Annotated in this window: 10 protein-coding genes; 8 read left to right on the forward strand and 2 right to left on the reverse strand. The window is 60.2% G+C overall.

The window, feature by feature from the left end:
- Positions 1–6 precede the first annotated feature (6 nt).
- The 4 genes from AD659_RS03540 (at position 7) to AD659_RS03555 (ending at position 12,620) form a co-directional block, all read left to right on the forward strand.
- The gene (locus tag AD659_RS03540; RefSeq protein WP_053118426.1) at positions 7–10,596 is read left to right on the forward strand and encodes a two-partner secretion domain-containing protein; all 10,590 of its coding nucleotides are present in this window, start codon (positions 7–9) and stop codon (positions 10,594–10,596) included.
- A gap of 11 nt (positions 10,597–10,607) precedes the next feature.
- On the forward strand, positions 10,608–10,988 hold the full coding sequence (locus tag AD659_RS03545; protein WP_152668450.1) for a hypothetical protein: 381 nt from the start codon (positions 10,608–10,610) through the stop codon (positions 10,986–10,988).
- Positions 10,989–11,207: 219 nt separating this feature from the next.
- Positions 11,208–11,762, forward strand: coding sequence for a hypothetical protein (locus AD659_RS03550; protein WP_053118428.1), 555 nt, complete (start codon positions 11,208–11,210; stop codon positions 11,760–11,762).
- 474 nt (positions 11,763–12,236) lie between these two features.
- Entirely contained in the window at positions 12,237–12,620 is a 384-nt protein-coding gene (locus AD659_RS03555; RefSeq protein WP_053118430.1) for a DUF6124 family protein, read from the forward strand.
- A 189-nt stretch (positions 12,621–12,809) separates the two neighbouring features.
- Here AD659_RS03555 and AD659_RS03560 read toward each other — a convergent pair whose 3' ends face one another.
- Positions 12,810–13,526: an SIMPL domain-containing protein gene (locus tag AD659_RS03560; protein ID WP_053118432.1), complete on the reverse strand. Its 717-nt coding sequence runs from the start codon at positions 13,524–13,526 to the stop codon at positions 12,810–12,812.
- Positions 13,527–13,925: 399 nt separating this feature from the next.
- On the opposite strand from AD659_RS03560, the gene AD659_RS03565 reads away from it, so the two are divergent.
- The 4 genes from AD659_RS03565 (at position 13,926) to AD659_RS03580 (ending at position 18,566) form a co-directional block, all read left to right on the forward strand.
- Complete coding sequence (locus AD659_RS03565) at positions 13,926–15,188, forward strand: ATP-binding protein (RefSeq protein WP_053118434.1); 1,263 nt, start codon at positions 13,926–13,928, stop codon at positions 15,186–15,188.
- Positions 15,181–15,741 carry a response regulator transcription factor gene (locus tag AD659_RS03570; RefSeq protein ID WP_003177957.1) on the forward strand — a complete coding sequence of 187 codons (561 nt, stop codon included), beginning with the start codon at positions 15,181–15,183 and terminating at the stop codon, positions 15,739–15,741. The genes AD659_RS03565 and AD659_RS03570 overlap by 8 nt, the downstream gene beginning before the upstream one ends.
- Positions 15,742–15,832: 91 nt before the next feature.
- A complete protein-coding gene (locus tag AD659_RS03575) occupies positions 15,833–17,560 on the forward strand; it encodes an ABC transporter ATP-binding protein/permease (protein WP_053118436.1) in 1,728 nt (575 codons plus the stop codon).
- Positions 17,561–17,819: 259 nt separating this feature from the next.
- On the forward strand, positions 17,820–18,566 hold the full coding sequence (locus AD659_RS03580; protein ID WP_053118437.1) for a FadR/GntR family transcriptional regulator: 747 nt from the start codon (positions 17,820–17,822) through the stop codon (positions 18,564–18,566).
- A 207-nt stretch (positions 18,567–18,773) separates the two neighbouring features.
- Here the strand turns inward: AD659_RS03580 and AD659_RS03585 are convergent, their stop codons facing one another.
- Positions 18,774–19,166 carry a hypothetical protein gene (locus tag AD659_RS03585; protein WP_053118439.1) on the reverse strand — a complete coding sequence of 131 codons (393 nt, stop codon included), beginning with the start codon at positions 19,164–19,166 and terminating at the stop codon, positions 18,774–18,776.
- Between the last annotated feature and the right edge of the window lie 204 nt (positions 19,167–19,370).

A 19,370-nucleotide genomic window follows, 5' to 3' on the forward strand; every position in this document is an offset into this window, starting at 1 on the left:
CCGATCATGGACGACCGCCAATACGCCTTCCTGGCCCGCCAACCTTCTGCTGCCCTGAAAAACCGCGAGCGGTTCCTCGGCATGCCCAAGCGCGGCCTGGCGTTTTTGCTGGTCAACGTCATGTTCTGGCAACCGATGTGGGCCCAGGCCGAGGGCATCGTGGTCAGCGCGCCCGGCACCGGCCTGGACCGCGCGGGCAATGGCGTGCCCATCGTCAACATCGCCAAGCCCAACGCCAACGGCCTGTCGCACAACCAGTTCAAGGACTACAACGTCGACAGCAACGGCGTGATCCTCAACAACGCCACATCCCGTACGCAGTCCACGCAACTGGGCGGGATCATCCTCGGCAACCCGAACCTGCAGGGCGCCGCTGCGCAAACCATCCTCAACGAAGTCAACGGCGGCAACCCCAGCCAGTTGCGCGGCTACACCGAAGTGGCGGGGCAGTCGGCCCACGTCATCGTTGCCAACCCGTATGGCATCAGCTGCAACGGCTGCGGCTTCATCAACAGCCCGAAAGTGACCTTGAGCACCGGCAAACCGGTGGTGGAAAACGGTCGATTGGATCGCTACCAGGTCGACCAGGGCAGCGTCGCCATCGAAGGCGCGGGCCTCAATGCCAGCAACGTCGACCACTTTGAAATCATCACCCGCAGCGCGAAGATCAACGCCGAGATCCAGGCCAAGAACCTGACGATTGTCGCGGGTCGTAACGACGTCAACGCCGACACTTTGAGCGCAACCGCTCGTGCTGATGACGGCAGCGCCAAGCCGGAACTGGCGATCGACTCGTCGGCGTTGGGCGGGATGTACGCCGGGGCGATCAAGTTGGTCGGCACTGAGGCTGGGGTTGGGGTGAAGCTGGACGGCAAGTTGATTGCCAGCGGCGGTGACATTCAGCTTGATGCCAATGGGCATTTGAGCATGGTTGATACCTCGGCCAGTGGGGCGGTTAACGTCAAGGCTGCGAGCGTTGATGTGAAGGGACCGGTTTATGCCGGGACGACGCTGAATGCGCAGGTTCAGGGTGATCTGGTCAACCGACAGACGTTGGCGGCGCGCGATGGCATCAGCCTCAGTGCCGGTGGGCAGTTGAGCAACAACGGGATTATTGAAGCGGGGGTGAATGCGGATAACACGCGTAATGCTTCGGGGGATGTGAGCGTTACTGCAAATACGCTCGATAACCACGGCAAGAGCATCGTTGCCAGCCGTAATCTTACGGCGAACGTCGCGCAGACATTGAACAACCAGGGCGGAACGCTCAGCGCCGGGCAAACCGCCACGATAAAAGCCGGGACGCTGGACAACCAGAACAAGGGCCGGGTGCTGAGCAGCGGCGCATTGAACGTCAGCGCCGACAAGCTGCTCAACACCCAAGGCATTGTCAGCAGCAATGGCAACCTGACGGCCGATGTCGGGCAGTTGATCAACAGCGCCGGCGAACTCAGCAGCCTGAGCAACCTCACGTTGCGTGTTGCCTCGCTGGATAACGTCGCGGGTCTGGTGGCGGCAGGGCAGATGCTCAACATCACCGCCAGCGGCCAGATAAACAACCAGGGCGGGCGGCTTACGGCGAGCAAAAACGCTCAGTTGATTGCCGGGTCGCTGGATAACCGCCAGGGCTCGCTTTCGGCCCAAGGGCTGAACCTGAACCTGGCCGGGCAACTGCTCAACGCGCAGGGCAGCGTGATCAGCAGCGACACGCTGCAACTGAAGGCCGGCCAGGTGAATAACGCTGCCGGCCGCATTGCCAGTGCCAAGGCCCTGGACGCCAGTGTCACTGGCCTGGACCAACAGGACGGCGAACTGTTCAGCAACACCAGCCTCAGCCTGGACATGAACCAGGGCCAGTTGAACAACCAGGGCGGCCTGATCAACGCCTCGGGTGCATTGCTGCTGAACAACCTCAAGGGCGCGAACAACCAGAACGGCGAAATCTCAAGCAAACAAGCGTTCACCCTGGCCGCACAGAATCTGGATAACAGCGGCGGTAAGTTGCTGAGCAATCAAGGCCTGATGCTCAGCATTGCCCAAGTACTGAACAACGCCCGCGGCGCCATCTCGGCGGCATCGCTGGACAGTCGCAGCAACCGCCTGGACAACAGCGATGGCCTGATCAGCAGTCGCGGCCGACTCGATCTGACGGTCGACACGCTGCTCGACAACCAACGCGGCTCAGTGATCGCCGACGGCGCGCTGCTATTGGCTGCCGAGGGCCTGGACAACCGTGTCGGGGAGATCGTCGGCAAGACCGGGCTCAACGCCACCGTCAACACCGTGGATAACCGTCAAGGCACCCTGATCAGCACCGATGCCCTGACGCTGAAGGCGACCAGCCTCGACAACCGCCAAGCCGGTTTGATCGGCGCGACAAAAGCGCTGGATCTCGATGTCGACGACCTCGACAACCGTGGCGGTGAGCTGTCGAGCAACGCAGACGTCACGCTGGTCAGCCAGAACCTCGACAACAGCGATGGCGGCCAGGTGTTCGCCGGCCAGGCGCTGAAGCTGACGGTCGATAAACTGCTCAACCGCACCAAAGGCCTGCTCAGTGCCAAGGCTGGACTCGAGCTGGATGGCGGCTCCCTCGACAACAGCGGCGGTTACCTGATCAGCCAGCAGAACCAGCGTATCGACCTGAGCCGCGACCTGCTCAACAGCCAAGGCCAGCTCAGCAGCGAAGGTTCGCTGGATGTCACCGCCGCCAACCTGACCAACACCGGCGGCAGCCTGTCCAGCGCCAAGGACCTGACCGTGCACAGCCTGGGACGGCTCGACAACCAGGGCGGCGAACTGGTCACCGATGGCGCGTTGCTGCTGACCAGCGCCGCGCTGGACAACCGCGAGCAGGGCCACATCAGCGCCAAGGGCGCGGTGGACGTCACCACCGGTGCTTTCGATAACAGCCAGAATGGCCGCCTCAACAGCGCCAGCACGCTGAACCTCGTCGCGGGCCAGGTCACCAACCAGGATGGCGGAAGCATCGGCAGCCAAGGTGCGCTGACGGCGTCGGTTACCAGACTGGATCAGCAGGGCGGCAAGCTGTTCAGCAATGCCTCGCTGAGCCTGGACATGAACAACGGCCAGCTCAACAACCAGAGCGGTCTGATCAACGCCCCGGGCACGCTGCTGCTGAAAAACCTCAACGGCGTGAACAACCAGGGCGGCGAAATCTCCAGCGCTGAAGCCTTTACCCTGGCGGCGCAAAACCTCACCAACGACAACGGCAAACTGCTGAGCAGCCAAGGCATGACCCTGCGCATCGCCCAAGCGTTGAACAACGTCAAAGGCATGATCGGTGCGGCCACCGTCGATACCCACGCACAAAGCTTGAACAACAACGGCGGCACCGTCACCAGTCGCGGCAACCTCGTCCTGACCATCGATCAACAGCTCGATAACCAGGACCAAGGCCTGATCAGCGCCGCGCAACTGCTCACCCTTAACAGCGGCAACCTGAACAACCAGGGCGGCAGCGTATTGGCCGGCGGCGCGTTGGTCCTCAACGCCATGGCCCTGAACAACAGCGCCAACGGCCTGATCAACGCCCAAGGCGACCTCACCGTCGACGCCGACTCCCTGGACTCCAGCGTTGGCGGCGAAGTCTCGGCCAAGGGCGACATCAACCTGACCTTGGCATCGCTGACGCAAGACGGCGGCCGCCTGCTCGGCGAAAAAGCCGTCACCCTGAACCTGGGCAATGGCGACCTGAACAATCGCAACGGTTTGATCACCGCCAAAGGTCCGCTGACGTTCAACGCCTTGCGCGACCTGAACAACCAGGGCGGCGAAATCTCCAGCAGCCAGAGTTTCGACCTCAAAGGCCGCACGCTGGACAACAGCGGCGGCAAGCTGATCAGCAGCCAGAACCTGGGCCTCGACGGCCAAGCGTTGGTCAACCAGAACGGTTTGATCTCCGGGTGGCAAGGACTGCTCGTCAAAGGCACGAGCCTGGACAACCGAAACAACGGCACGCTGTCCAGCCGCAACGGCAACGTGAACCTCAACCTGCTGGGCAACCTGCTCAACGGCAACGGCGGTGCGCTGGTCAGTCAGGGCAGCCTCGGTGTGACAGCCGTTTCGGTGGATAACACCAAAGGCATCCTCAGCAGCGGCGGCGCGCAGAACCTCAACCTCAGCGGCGCGCTCGATAACGGCCAGGGCGGCCTGATCGACAGCGGCGCCGGCCTGACCATCAAGGCCACCTCCGTGTCGAACGTCAGCGGCGCGGTCAACGCGCAGCAAACGCTGACCCTCGATGCTAACGATGTAAACAACCGCCAGGGCACGCTGGTGGGTAACGCCGAAGTCAACCTGAACCTCAATGGCACACTCGACAACAGCGCCGCCAAGCTCGCCAGCGCCGGCCCGCTGACCATCAAAGGCGCGACGGCGATCAACAACCAGGGCGGCCAGATCGCCAGCCAGGATCAAATGACCCTGACCACCGGCTCCCTGGACAACAGCAACACCGGGACCATCGCGGCAAAAAAAGCCCTGGCGATCACCGCCACCGGCGCCGTGCAAAACCATACAAACGGCCTGATCTACAGCCAGACGGCGGGTATCGAACTCGATGCCGCGAGCCTGGCCAATGGTAAGGGCGAGATGCAGGGGCAGACCGGTCTCGATCTTCAGTTAAGCGGAGATCTCGATAACCAGGGCGGCAAACTCATCGCCCAGACCGGCGACGTCAGCGTCACGGCGGCCAACATCGACAACCGCGGCGGCACCCTCGCCGCAATCAAGGGCGCCCTGGAAGCGCGTACCGTGGGCGTGTTGCGTAACGGCTTCGATGTGAACAACAAGGGCGGCGTGATCCAGGCCCAGCGCCTCAACCTCCGCGCCTTGGCCGGGCTGAACAACAACGGCGGGCGGATCGCGGCTCAGGCGGGCGATGTCATCATCAACACGGCTGACCTGAACAACCGCAGCGGTGGGCTCTATGCCACTGGGTTGATCAACATCAGCGCTGCCGACCTGGATAACGGTGCGGGTGGACAGTTGGCGGGCGGGACCCTGGATTTTACCCTGGGAGGGGCCCTGAGCAACGTCGGTGGCGTCCTCGAAAGTGACAGCCGCATCGGCTTGAGCGCGGCCAGCTTCAACAACCAGGGCGGCCAGTTGCGTACTTTGGCCAGCAGCGGCAGCACTCGCCTTCAACTGTCGGGCGTGCTGGATAACCGCAATGGCGTGATGGAAGTCGCCAACCAGGACTTGACCTTGCAGGCCGGCAGCTTTCTCAACGCCGGCGGCCGCCTACTACATGGCGGTACGGGAGAATTCCAGATCGGCTTGGCCAACCTGGGCAGTGCCGGCGGTGACATCGTGACCCTCGGCGGCCTGACCCTGAGCGCCGCCAACTGGACCAACAGCAGCGTGATCCAGGCCGCGCGGCTGAACATCGACGTCGGTCAACTGATGCTCACTGGCAGCGGCCAACTGCTGGCGAACGACAGTTTAGTGGGGCGTGGGGGCAACTGGACCAATAACGGTCTGATCGCCAGTAACGGCACACTGGATGTTGCCCTGACCGGGCTATACGCGGGCAGCGGCCAAGCCACGAGCATCGGCAATTTCGGCCTGAGCGCCGTGGGTGTACAGCTATCGAGTGCTGGACGCATCGCCGGTGCGAGCGATGTGCAGGTCAGGGCCGGTGGTACGTTGGTCAATCAGGGGCGCATCACCTCGGCCCGGGACCTGACCCTCAGCGCCGCCAATCTGAGTAACAGCGGCACGATCGGCAGTGCCGGCAAGCTTGACCTGGTCAGCCAGGTACTGCGCAACGAAGGCGCGGACGCAGGTAATCAGAGTTTGATTTCCAGTGGCGGCGATATGCGCCTGCTGGTCGGCGACTTCACCAATCGCTTCGCTACGGTGTACAGCCTGGGAGGCCTCCTCGTAGCAGGCGATGCAGCGCTCAATCGCGCCAACCGCATCGACAACGTATCGGCCACTTTGCAGAGCGGTGGGGCGATGGGGCTCTACGCCGGTACGGTCAGCAACCGCAAGGATGCGTTCTCAGTCAGTGAAGAGTTGGTTTCCGGCACCATCACCTATCAATGCCTCAACTGTAAGGGACGGCACTACGACTTCTTCTACTACCTGACTGAAGAGATCGTCCGTTCCGTGCAGGCAGACTCCGCAGCGGCATCAATCAATGCCGGCGCTGCGCTGAAAGTGCAGTCATCCCTTTTTGAGAACAAGCACAGTACCGTCAGCGCCGCGTCGTCCATCGACATCAGTGCGGATAACTTCAACAACGAAGGGGCGTCCACCGAGAGCGTGCTGCGCACCCGACAGTTCCGCAATCCCAACGACAGCGAGCGAAGCTCCGTCTGGGACAGCCTGACGCGTGAGGGCGGGGCGATCGCGGAATACGCCAAATACAACTCAAAGACCCAGTTCGTCTACCAGGAAGAATGGTATGACCCCGACGGCAGTTACATCACACCGGTGGACCGAGGAAGGCAGGACACCGGCATAGCCAACCCGAACTACCGGCCTAACTCGGGCTATGCAGTACCCAGCAAAATCCTGGGCTATACGCTGATCGATACACGCGAGACGCAAACCAACACAGGCGTGGCCGCCAATGCCGTCATTCAGGCTGGCGGCGCGGTTAACATCACGGCCAGCCAGACGCTGGGCAACGGCGTTACGCGCCAGAACATAGGCTATTCCAGCCAAGCCCTGAGCACGGCAAACACGCAGGCCAGCAGTCGGGTCAACCCCAACACCGCGCGCATCAATGCACAATTACCGCCGGATCTGGCCCAGCGTCAGGTCAACCCTCTGGATCTGCCAGGCTTCGTTCTGCCAACGGGCGGTAGCGGTTTGTTCCGTTTGAGCGCTCTAGCCGCAAGCCAGGCCAATGCCTCTGGCGTCGCACCGTCGCCAGCCCATTGGACCCTGGGAGGCGCCAGCATCGGCCTCGCTCAACGCCAGCAACCTTTGGAGCAGACCGGCCCAAGCCAACTGAGCGGCGGCAATGGACCGATCTTCCAGCCTGGCGCTTCAGCGGTACTGCCGCAGGTGCTTCCCGCAGCGGCGCAGGGCGTCTCCAGCACCGCCACCGTGGTCAATCCGCAGAGCATCGCTCGAGTCCAGGGGCTACCGGCCAACAACCGCGGACCGCAGCCGCATAAATATCTGGTCGAGACCGATCCTGCACTGGCTGACCTCAAGCAATTCATGAGTTCGGATTATCTTCTGGACAAGTTGGGGTATGACTCGGATGCCAGCTGGAAACGCTTGGGCGACGGATACTTCGAGCAGCAGATGATCCAGCAGGCGGTGACGGCTCGTACCGGCAAGCGCTTCATTGATGGCCAGACATCTGACGATGCGCTTTACCGTTATCTGATGGACAACGCCATCGCCAGCAAGCAGCAGTTGGGCCTGTCGGTGGGCGTTACCCTGACCGGCTCTCAAGTGGCGGCCTTGACCCACGACATCGTCTGGCTTGAAGAGCAGGAGGTCATGGGCGAGAAGGTACTCGTGCCGGTGCTCTACCTGGCCCACGCCAATGATCGCCTGGCGCCGACTGGCGCACTGATCGAAGGCCAGGATTTGACACTGATAGCCGGCCAGAACCTAGAGAACAGCGGGACGCTACGGGCCAAGAACAATCTGTCGGCCAGTGCCGGCCAGGACCTGGCCAATAGTGGTTTGATCCAAGCCGGCGGCCGCGTCGATTTGCTGGCAGGCAATACCTTGTCCAACGGTGCCGGGGGCATCATCAACGGACGTGATGTCAGCCTGAACAGTCTGCTGGGGGATGTTGTAAATGAACGCACCCAGACCGTGCAGCAAGGCCGTTACGTCGTTGAAGGCAAACTGGACAGCGCCGCTCGCATCGAAGCGTCCAACGACCTGATCGCCGGGGTCGGGCGCGACCTGCTCAATATTGGCGGGGTGATGCAGGCCGGCCGTGATGTGGAGATCCGCACTGGGCGTGACCTGCTGATAGGTTCTGCCGAACAGACCTACAGCTATCAGAACGGCAAGCGCAACCGCAGCGAGTCCATCAAACAGTCCGGCTCGCAGATCACCGCCGGTCGTGACCTGGACATGGGCGCCGGCCGCGATTTCGCCGCGATCGGCAGCAACTTCGAGGCCAAGCGAAACATTGTCGTTGACGCAGTCGGCGATGTGACCCTGGCTTCGGCTGCCAATGAGGAACACTCGTACTCCAAGAGCAAGAAAGTGACTCGCCAGGAGGATCATGTCCGCCAGGTCGGCACCCAGTTGAATGCTGGCGGCGATGTTTCCATGAGCGCGGGTGAGGATCTTCGATTGATCTCCAGTCGCGTCAGTGCGGGTGACGAGGCGTATCTCTATGCCGGCGACCAGCTCGAATTAACAGCCGAGACCGACAGCGACTATTCGCTTTACGAGAAGAAGAGCAAGGGAAGTTGGGGGAAAAAGAAGACCAAGCGTGACGAAGTGACCGACGTGCGTCATGTCGGTAGTGCGATCACTACAGGCGGCGATTTGACGTTGGTCAGCGGTGGGGATCAGCGGTATCAGGTGGCGAAGCTTGCCAGCGGTAATGACCTGATCGTGGACAGCGGTGGTGACATCACTTTTGAGGGCGTGAAGGACCTGCACCAGGAGAGTCACGAGAAGAGCAAGTCCAGCGCAGCCTGGTTCAGCATGAAGGGTAAAGGCCGCACTGACGAAACCCTTCGCCAGAGCGAACTGACTGCCCAGGGCGATCTGGTGATCACCGCGGTGGGCAAGATTCATGCAGACGTACTGCAAATCAACAAGCAGACGGTAAGTGAATCCATCGACGCAATGGCCAAGGCCGATCCAAAACTGGCGTGGCTCAAGGAGCTGGATGAGCAAGGCGGGATCGACTGGCGGCAGGTGCAGGAGGTCCATACCAGCTTCAAGTACGCGAACTCGGGCATGGGCCCGGCCGCCCAAATGATCGTCGCCATATTGATGACGGTCCTGCTCGGCCCGGCTGGCGCCGGCCTGAGCGGTGCAACGCTTGCAGGCGCGGCCAGCCTGGCTACCACTGGAGCGGTTGCAACCATCAACAACAAGGGCGACCTGGGCGCCGGCTTGAAAGCGGTAGCCAGCAAAGACGGTCTTACCAACGCTGCAATCGCTGCCATTACTGCCGGGGTAGCAGAGAATTATCTTGGCGACATGACCATGACCAAGCAGGTCAATGGCAAGACGGTGATCGATTTGGGATCGATCGAAGCCGTGAGTCATTTCGCCGGTCAGCAACTGATCAACAACGCATCCGCCGCTGCGATCGCCAAGGCTTTCGGTCGAGACGTTACGTTGGCCGGTATCCTCCAATCGACGATCTACAGCACCTTGGCGGCGTATTCCTTTGATCAAGTGGGAAACCTCCAGCTTAAGACGGGCAGTCCAGAGAAGATCGCTCTCCATGCATTGGTAGGCGGCATGATTGCCGAAGCATCGGGAAGCGATTTCGCTGTGGGTGCGATGGCGGCGGGTGTGAACGAGACGTTTGCCAACCAGTTGCGCAGACTTTCGGCCCAGATGAATCCGGAATACCGCGACCACCTGATGCTCATGTCCTCGCAACTGCTGGGCGTGGTAGCCGCTGCCGCCGTGGCTGGTGGTGATGCGAACAGTCTGCAGACAGGCTCGTTTGTTGCCGGCAATGCGACTCAGTACAACAACCTCAACCACCATGACATGAGTGACTTTGTCGGAGACATGAATGCCTGTGGTAACAATGAGACTTGTCAGAAAAACACGTGGATAGGGGGGCAGTACGAAAAGATCAGTAACGAAATTACCGATTGGTCGGAGAAGGCTGTCAGTGGCGCGTTTGCCAAATCCTTGCTGACTTCGATCCAGGGCGGGCTGACCGCTCTGAAGGATCTTAACTGTACGACGACGCTCTGCACGCAATACAAGGACACCCTGACAGAGCGTGCACTAAACGACCTGACGAACCTGGCGAAGGTCACTGACCAGTGGGAAAACGCAACGAGCTTGGCTGCACTGGTCATACCCGGCTCCGGCGGTGCGCGTGGTGCTGGCGAAGGCGGGCTTTCGCCTAGAGTTCAGGCTGCTCTGGATAAATTTACGGAAGCCAAGGCGGTACGTACGGGAGCTTCTACGGGCAAGAACAGCAACCCTTCCAGCGCGGTCACTGACTCAGAGGCCGCAGTAAGTGGCTTGCCTAAGATTGGTTCGTTGAAAGGTGAAGCAGAAATACCGCCACCGAACGCTCCACCAGATATGGTGCGTTCCATTCAACGACAGAACGAGGCTGCGAAAGAGTTTGCAAAAGCAGGATATGACGTTGAACAATTGCCGAACCAAGGGAAAAAAGGCGAATCGCGTCCAGATCTTCGGATAAATGGAGAACTGGCCGATGTGTATTCCCCGACCTCAACGAGCCCTATTTCAGTATTGAAAACGGTAGGCTACAAGGTGCAGAAGCAAGCTGACAATATCGTGATAAACCTCGCTGACTCGCCCCTAAGTATCGAGGCGATAGAGAGTGCATTGAAATTAAGTCCTATTAAAAATCTGAAGCGCTTGTTTCTGATGAAGGGTGATAACAAGCGTGTTATCGAGATTGACTAATGACAATAACAATGTTTATGGAAGTAGAGGTTGGCGTGTCATTGGAAATAATTAAGGGGGCCGTGGCAGAAATCGCTAACGATATTGAAATGGAGGAGAGGTCCTTTGAGGGGTATTTTTCTGCATCGAACGGTTTCTTTTATTTTGAGGAGGTTGAGCCTCCGAGTGCCGTCGCAGCGGAAGGATGGAACGTTGAGTGGCAGGTGGGTGTATTGGGTGCATTTCATTGTCCTATGCAGCAGCTGGAGCAAAACTGGAGCGAAATCAAGCATCTGATGGAAGAGGTTTCCAAATGCTCTTCGTCGCGCTTCGTCCTTTCTTTTCAGTTTGATCGTGTATATGCGTTTAATGAGGGGGATGGTGTTGTGTACAAAAACAATATGGTGATCTAAGAAAAAATGGGGGTAGAAAACCACAGAAAAGGGTACTGATCTGAATGGCACTTATTTAACCCTCTCCCAGTGTCGATTTTCCGTGATCTCAGCCCAGGATGATCGATGTGTTTTTTCTGCTAAGGCATTAGCTGTACGATTCAGTGGTGTAAAAATTCAAAAAACTGGAATAGCGCGTCAAGCACCGATGAGTCACCTAATCATGCGCATGGAGTGTTTATGTATAAGTTCCCCCTGATGATCTTAACCCTGATCCTGACCTTGCCCGGCTGCAAATCCAACGTCAGAGATTCCTCCCCCACCGTGCTCAACGACGGTATCCAGTTCCAGCAAAACAAAGTGGCCGTCGATGCACAGCACGCCAAGGTCGTCATGAAAGCGTCGGGGGCCACTTATCCGGTGGAGTTTTCCATCAGGCGCGCGGCGGATCCTGATCAGCGCTTGGATGTACAAGGAACCGTGGTGGATACCGGTCGGGGCAAGGTGTTCGGCTGGATTGCCAAGGTCAACGAGACGGTGCACAGCGCAACCTTGAAGCATTTCCCGCAGTTGGAAGTGCAGGCTGATGTTGATCAACCGTTCGAGGTTTCCGGTTCCGCCAGTGGTGAAAGCATCGGTAATGGTTACCGCTGTGGTCCGGTCCGAAGCACTTTTACGCCGGAGCGGGGCAAGGTTTATCTGGTGGAGTTTCAGTTTGTGGGTAGCCGTTGCGAGCAGCATGTATTTGATGTCACGCAGCCACGCGAGCGTGTTCCGGTTGCGAGCTTGCCTTAGCTTGGAGCGAGTGGGGTGGGTGGCTTGATGGTGTCATGTCGTACTGAGGTGCCTGGTTTGGGGCTGCTGCGCAACCCAGCGGGAGCAAGCTCCCTCGCCACGGGGGATGTGTGGACCGTCAAGGTGTGGTTGTCCTTCAAGAGAGTAGGAACGTTCTGGCTTGGGAAACGAAAGATCCGACATGTTTTTAAGGTTGTCGGTCGGAAGTGCGGTCTCTAACCTCTTGTCTGTCGCTGCCATTCAGCGGCCGGGCGTGAGAAACCCGAATAATAGGCATCCAGCCTCTGTACCTGCATAATTGCCGCCAGCTTATCCGCTGCCTGTAGTAGATGCGTTATGGCGGCTGTGTGCGGGCAGGCTTCGGTCTGGCCGAGTACCTATTCTCGGATTTCTCACCCCTGCACACAGCTGCCACCACTTTGCCGAGTGAGAAACGGCAGGTGATGGCTCACATCACTCAATAGGTACAAATCAATGGATAAGTCAGTCCCCGATCCCCCCTTCAACAGAACAAACCCCCTAGCAGAATTCGACGCCATCGAAGACCTGCTAAAAGACCGAGCCGCCGCCGAACGGGCCCTCGATCATTACCTCAATCCGAAGCCTTCAAAGCCCAGTTCCGATCCACGCATCGATAGCCTGTTCTCCGTTACCGCCAAGGCAGATACCGATACGCTGCTGACCAGCACTTCCGAAACCCTGGCCTCGATCAGAACCATGGCCGAGGACCTGGCGTTTGAAGTGGAGGGCACGCGGCGCAGCGTGGCGCTGGGGATTCATCAGTTGGTGGAGTTGTGCCAGTTGCTGGTGGACAAGGCGTTGGATCAGCTTGAAGCGCCGGCCAGCCCAGCACCTTGAACAGCGTGTGGCGAGGGAGCTTGCTCCCGCTGGGGCGCGAAGCGGCCCTAACAGCGGCGACTCCATCCATCTGATCCACCGAGGTGTCAGGTTTGGGTCTGCTTCGCAGCCCAGCGGGAGCAAGCTCCCTCGCCACAGAGGCCCTCGGGTTTCAGCCAGTAAACGAACTGGCTGAAACCCCCGCCAATTTTATTGCATCAACACCTCAACCACCCCATCCGCCGTCATCGTCACTTGGCTGGTGCCCGGCTCCACTTCAGGCGTCACCGATTCAGCATCCATGGACGCCGCTTTCATCATCATTTGCGGGCGCATGTACGGTTGTGGGTAGCCGTTGGTGTTGAAGTTCAGGTTGACGATTTTATAACCCTTGCCGCCCAGGGCTTCGGTGGCGAGTTGGGCGCGGGCCTTGAAGGCGTTGACGGCGTCCTTGAGCAGGGCGTCTTCGCTGGTCTTGCGGGTGGCGGTGGCGATGGCGAAGTCCATGCCACCCATTTTCAGGTCGCCCAGCAGTTCGCCGGTGAGTTTGGACAGGGCGGCGAAGTCGGCGCTTTCCAGGCGCAGTTCGGCGCGTTCGCGCCAGCCGGTGATTTTCCCGCCCTTGTTGTCGTAGATCGGGTAGCTGTTGCGGCTGCCTTGGCGCAGATTGATGTCCTTGACCTGCTTGGCCTGGCCGATGGCTTTGTTCAGCGTGGTGCTGACGGCGGCGGCGAGTTTGGCCGGGTCGGTGTTCTGCTCCTCGGTGTAGAGGGTGACGATCATCAGGTCGCGGGCCACTTCCTGGCTGGCTTCAGCGCGCAGGGAGACCTGGTTGTAGTGAAGCTCGTCGGCGGCCAGGGCCGGCAGGCTGGCGACGGTGCCGAGGCTGAGGGCGAGCAGGGCGGCGGGGCGACAGAACGTGTGCATGAAAGCTCCTTGAGGATGATGCGCAGGGGTAGGTTCCGGGCCTGCGTGAACGATAAGACTCTAGCGTTTATGGTGCGGTTCGCACAGTTACAACTTCTATACAGATTGCGGGTGAGAGGCTTTTGTGGCGAGGGAGCTTGCTCCCGCTCGGCTGCGCTGTAGGAGCTGCCGAAGGCTGCGATCTTTTGATCTTTTGCTCACGACTCAATTTACCGGGACAAGATCGCAGCCTCGTTACACTCGACAGCTCCTACAGCGCAGTCCAGCGGGAGCAAGCTCCCTCGCCACAGGGGGTATAGGTAGCTCAGGGCTGTGGCGCTTTGCCGCATATCTGCCGCTGCACGCCGCGCCTTGGTTATACTCCGTGCGATTCGCCTGGAGCGCTCATCAGGAGAGCTCATGCTCGCCCCTTTGCAAATGACTTCCGCCTCTCGCCAGAACCTCTGGCGCCTGACATTCATCCGCATCCTGGTCCTCGCGGCCCAGGCCGGTTCCGTGGGGCTCGCCTATTGGTTCGACCTGCTGCCGCTGCCCTGGCTGCAACTGGCGATCACCCTGGTCTGCTCCAGCGTGCTCTGCGCGCTGACGGCGATTCGCCTGCGCACCTCGTGGCCGGTGACCGAGCTTGAATACGCCGTGCAACTGGCCTGCGACCTGTTTATCCACAGTGCGCTACTGTATTTCTCCGGCGGCTCCACCAATCCTTTTGTCTCCTATTACCTGGTGCCGCTGACCATCGCCGCCGTGACCCTGCCGTGGCGTTTTTCGCTGATCCTGTCCGGCATCGCCCTGGCGCTGTACACCTTGTTGCTGGCGCGGTTCTATCCGCTGGAAACCTTCCCCATCGCCCGGGAAAACCTGCAGATCTACGGCATGTGGCTGAGTTTCGCCCTGGCCGCGGCGGTCATCACCTTTTTTGCCGCGCGCATGGCTGAAGAGTTGCGCCGCCAGGAAGAGCTGCGCGCCATTCGCCGCGAAGAAGGCCTGCGGGACGAGCAACTGCTGGCCGTGGCGACCCAGGCCGCTGGCGCCGCCCATGAGTTGGGCACGCCGCTCGCAACCATGAGCGTGCTGCTCAAGGAAATGCGCCAGGACCATAAAGACCCGGCGTTGCAGGAAGACCTCAGTGTGCTGCAGGACCAGGTCAAGCTCTGCAAGGAGACCCTGCAATACCTGGTGCGCGCGGCCGAGGCTAACCGTCGGCTGGACATCGATATGCAGGCGGTCACGTTCTGGCTCGACGATGCCCTGAACCGTTGGCACCTGATGCGCCCGGAGGCCAGTTACCGCTTCCAGTGCCTGGGCAAGGGCACGGTGCCGCGCATGGCGCCGCCGCCTGATTTGACCCAGGCCTTGCTGAATCTGTTGAACAACGCCGCAGACGCCTGCCCCGAAGGTTTGGAAGTGGTGCTGGACTGGGACGCCTATGAATTGACGATTTGCATCCGCGACCACGGCGCCGGTGTGCCGCTGGCGATTGCCGAGCAGATCGGCAAACCGTTTTTCACCACCAAGGGCAAAGGTTTCGGCCTGGGCCTGTTCTTGAGCAAAGCCAGCGTGACACGCGCCGGCGGCTCGGTGAAACTCTACCCCCATGAGGAAGGCGGCACGCTCACCGAGCTGCGCCTGCCCCATGCCGACCGAGGAGACGAATATGAGTGACGAGATCCAAGTCGACGGCGAAGAACTGCCGCACCTGTTGCTGGTGGATGACGACGCCACGTTTACCCGCGTCATGGCCCGGGCCATGTCCCGTCGCGGTTTTCGCGTCAGCACCGCAGGTTCCGCCGAAGAGGGCCTGACCATCGCCCAGGCCGACCTGCCGGACTATGCCGCCCTCGACCTGAAAATGGACGGCGACTCCGGCCTGGTGCTGTTGCCCAAGCTGCTGGAGCTGGACCCGGAAATGCGCGTGGTGATTCTCACCGGTTATTCGAGCATCGCCACCGCAGTCGAGGCCATCAAGCGTGGCGCCTGCAACTACCTGTGCAAACCGGCCGATGCCGACGATGTGCTGGCGGCGCTGTTGTCCGAGCACGCCGACCTCGACACCCTGGTGCCGGAAAACCCCATGTCGGTGGATCGCCTGCAATGGGAGCACATCCAGCGAGTGCTGACCGAGCACGAAGGCAATATCTCCGCAACGGCCCGCGCCTTGGGCATGCACCGGCGGACCTTGCAGCGCAAATTGCAGAAGCGCCCGGTGCGTCGCTGAACCTGCGCTGAACAAATGCTGTCCACCCTCGCGACACATCGGGCCGTTGCTTTATGATCGGCCCGAGTTTTCCTCCTATCGAGCCTTAACCATGAATCAGAACGCTGAATATTCCGCGGTCAATGACGCGGTGCGCGGCCAGTTTTTCCGCCGTGTCTGGCAGATGACCACGCCATACTGGCGCAGTGAGGAGAAGGGCAAGGCCTGGACGCTGTTGATCGCCGTGATCGCGCTGTCGCTGTTCAGCGTGGCGATCTCGGTGTGGATCAACAGTTGGTACAAGGATTTCTACAATGCCCTGCAAGAGAAGGACAGCGTGGCGTTCTGGCGGTTGATCCTGTATTTCTGCGGCATCGCGGCGGTGGCGATCCTCGGCGCGGTGTACCGCTTGTACCTTACGCAGATGCTCACCATTCGTTGGCGGGCCTGGCTCACCGAACAGCACTTCGCCCGCTGGCTGGGTGACAAAAACTACTACCGACTGGAGCAGGGCGGCTACACCGATAACCCGGACCAGCGGATTTCCGAAGACCTCAACAGTTTCACCACCAACACTCTGGGCCTGGGCCTTGGATTGCTGCGCACCGTGGTCAGCCTGGTATCGTTCTCGATCATCCTTTGGGGCGTGTCCGGCAGCATCGAAGTGTTCGGCTACACCATCCCTGGCTATATGTTCTGGGCTGCGCTGGTGTATGCAGCGGTGGGCAGTTGGCTGACGCACCTGATCGGCCGACGCCTGATCGGGCTGAACAACAACCAGCAACGTTTCGAAGCCGACCTGCGTTTCTCCATGGTCCGGGTGCGCGAAAACGCTGAGAGCATTGCGCTGTACAACGGCGAACCGAACGAGAACCGCCGCCTGAGCGGGCGTTTCGGGCTGGTCTGGCATAACTTCTGGGACATCATGCGGGTGTCCAAGCGCTTGACGTTCTTCACCTCCGGCTACGGCCAGATCGCGATCATCTTCCCGTTCATCGTCGCCGCGCCGCGCTACTTCGCCGGCAAGATCCAGCTCGGCGAGCTCATGCAGATCAACTCGGCCTTCGGCAATGTGCAGGAGAATTTCAGCTGGTTCATCAGCGCCTATGCCGACCTTGCCGCATGGCGCGCCACCTGTGATCGTCTGCTGAGCTTCCGCCAGGCCATGAGCGATAACGAAGACCGTGTGCCGGCCATCGATGTGCAGAACCAGGGCAGCGCGTTGGCAGTTCACAACCTCGGGTTGGACCTGGCTGACGGGCGTCATCTGCTCGACAACGCCGACATGAATGTGGAACCCGGCGAGCGGGTCATGCTCAGCGGTCGTTCCGGCAGCGGCAAATCCACCCTGTTCCGCGCGATGGGCCATTTATGGCCAGCGGGCCACGGGACGATCCGGCTTCCGGCGGCGCGTTACTTGTTCCTGCCGCAGAAGCCCTATCTACCCATCGGCAGTCTGCGGGAAGTGTTGAGTTATCCACAGGCCGGCGACGTCTACCCCAACGAACGTTATGCACAGGTGCTGGAAACCTGCCGCCTGCCGCACCTGATCTCGCGGCTGGATGAGAGCAACCATTGGCAGCGCATGCTCTCGCCTGGCGAGCAACAACGCCTGGCCTTTGCCCGCGCCTTGCTTTATGCACCGCAATGGTTGTACATGGACGAAGCCACGTCGGCGATGGATGAAGAGGACGAGGCGACGCTGTACCAGGCGTTGATCGACCAGTTGCCGGGCCTGAGCATTGTCAGCGTCGGTCACCGAAGCAGTTTGAAACGTTTCCATCCGCGACATGTGCGTATCGAAAATGGCCAACTGGTGGAGCAGGCGGTGACTGCTTGATTGTCATTGTCGAACGCTGTTGTGGCGAGGGGATTTATCCCCGCTGGGCGCGAAGCGCCCCTTTCAAATCAACGGTCCTCGATATTGAGTCTGCCAATAGATCAAGGGGGCTGCTACGCAGCCCAGCGGGGATAAATCCCCTCGCCACAACGATGCATGGCGGTAACCTTTGACAAGGCCCACCGGTGAGCACGGTGATCGTACAACCACGTTGCGCTATGATGCACACTTAGCCGCTTGCCAAATATAGAGACACACCATGGAAAACCCGCTCAACGTCCCACGCCTTCCCCGCAAGCGCCGCAGCCTGGCGCAGGAGCTGGTGACGGTGCTGACCGAGCAGATTCGCGACGGTCTGCTCAAGCGTGGCGATAAATTGCCCACCGAGTCGGCGATCATGGAAGCCCATGGCGTCAGCCGCACCGTGGTGCGCGAGGCGATTTCCCGCTTGCAGGCCGCCGGCCAGGTGGAAACCCGCCATGGCATCGGCACCTTCGTGCTGGACACGCCCAGCCCGAGCGGTTTTCGCATCGATCCGGCCACGGTGGTGACCTTGCGGGACGTGCTGGCGATCCTGGAATTGCGCATCAGCCTGGAGGTGGAATCCGCCGGGCTGGCAGCGCAGCGCCGCAGCGACGAGCAACTGGCGACGATGCACGCCGCCCTCGACGCCTTGAAGGAAAGCGCCGCCCACGCCAGCGACGCGGTGGCCTCGGACTTCGCCTTCCACCTGGAAATCGCCCTGTCCACCGGCAACCGCTACTTCACCGACATCATGACCCACCTGGGCACCAGCATCATCCCGCGTACCCGGCTGAACTCGGCACGCCTGGCTCACGACGACCACCAACACTACATGGATCGCCTGAGCCGTGAGCACGAGGAAATCTACGAAGCCATCGCCCGCCAGGACTCCGACGCGGCCCGTGCGGCCATGCGCTTGCACCTGACCAACAGCCGCGAACGGCTGCGCCAGGCCCACGAAGAGGCGCAGGCGCAGGGCTGAGTCGCTCACTGCTCTGCTGGCAGAGATGCTGTTGGGGCAAGGATGCTGTTGTGGCGAGGGAGCTTGCTCCCGCTGGGCTGCGAAGCGGCCCCAGGTTGATGGCGGTTGCTGCGCAACCGAGTGGGAGCAAGCTCCCTCGCCACAAAGGTGCTTTGTTTGATTTTGGAGCCGTGCGTCGACCTGACGTGCAGGTATGTAGACAAGCGCTTACGGCAGGATCTTCAGCGTTATCGGTGTGGAGTACCTGTGTACTTCTGACTCACCATATGTCTCATAGCGTAGTCGGACCTCTTTGCCTAAGTACTTTTTCATTACCTCCTTGGGCAAAGTCATCAATGTGTTCTCGGTCTTTGGCTGAGGATTTTCAGGGTCCGTCTCATCTACCAATGATCCACGTTCCACCCCCGGCATTTCCTTCCCAGGTTTTTCCTCATCGGGACCCAGTACCAAATAGACATAGTCATATAAAGGGGTCTTTTGATTTCCCGGAACTACAATGGTCAGTTCACTTTCTTGCGTCGCTGACAGGCTTATGTTGACTGTCCCTGTGGAGGGGGCTTCTGGATAGTTCTGAACGGTTGGCTTCGCATATATTTCCATAATGTCACTCCCTGTGAGGCAGCCCTGATCGGCGCGTACGGGCGACTCACTTAAAAGATTGAGAAAAGGACTTCGGCCGTGCACAGCACAGCCATGCCTGGGTTATGCCCCCATGCCGTAACGGTGCCTACTGGCAGAGTTGACAGTGGCGACGAGCGGCCCTGGTGCCCGGCCGGCAAGTTTCATCCATCTTTCAATCCCGCC

This window comes from Pseudomonas thivervalensis (genome assembly GCF_001269655.1).
GTDB classification, from domain to species: domain Bacteria; phylum Pseudomonadota; class Gammaproteobacteria; order Pseudomonadales; family Pseudomonadaceae; genus Aquipseudomonas; species Aquipseudomonas thivervalensis.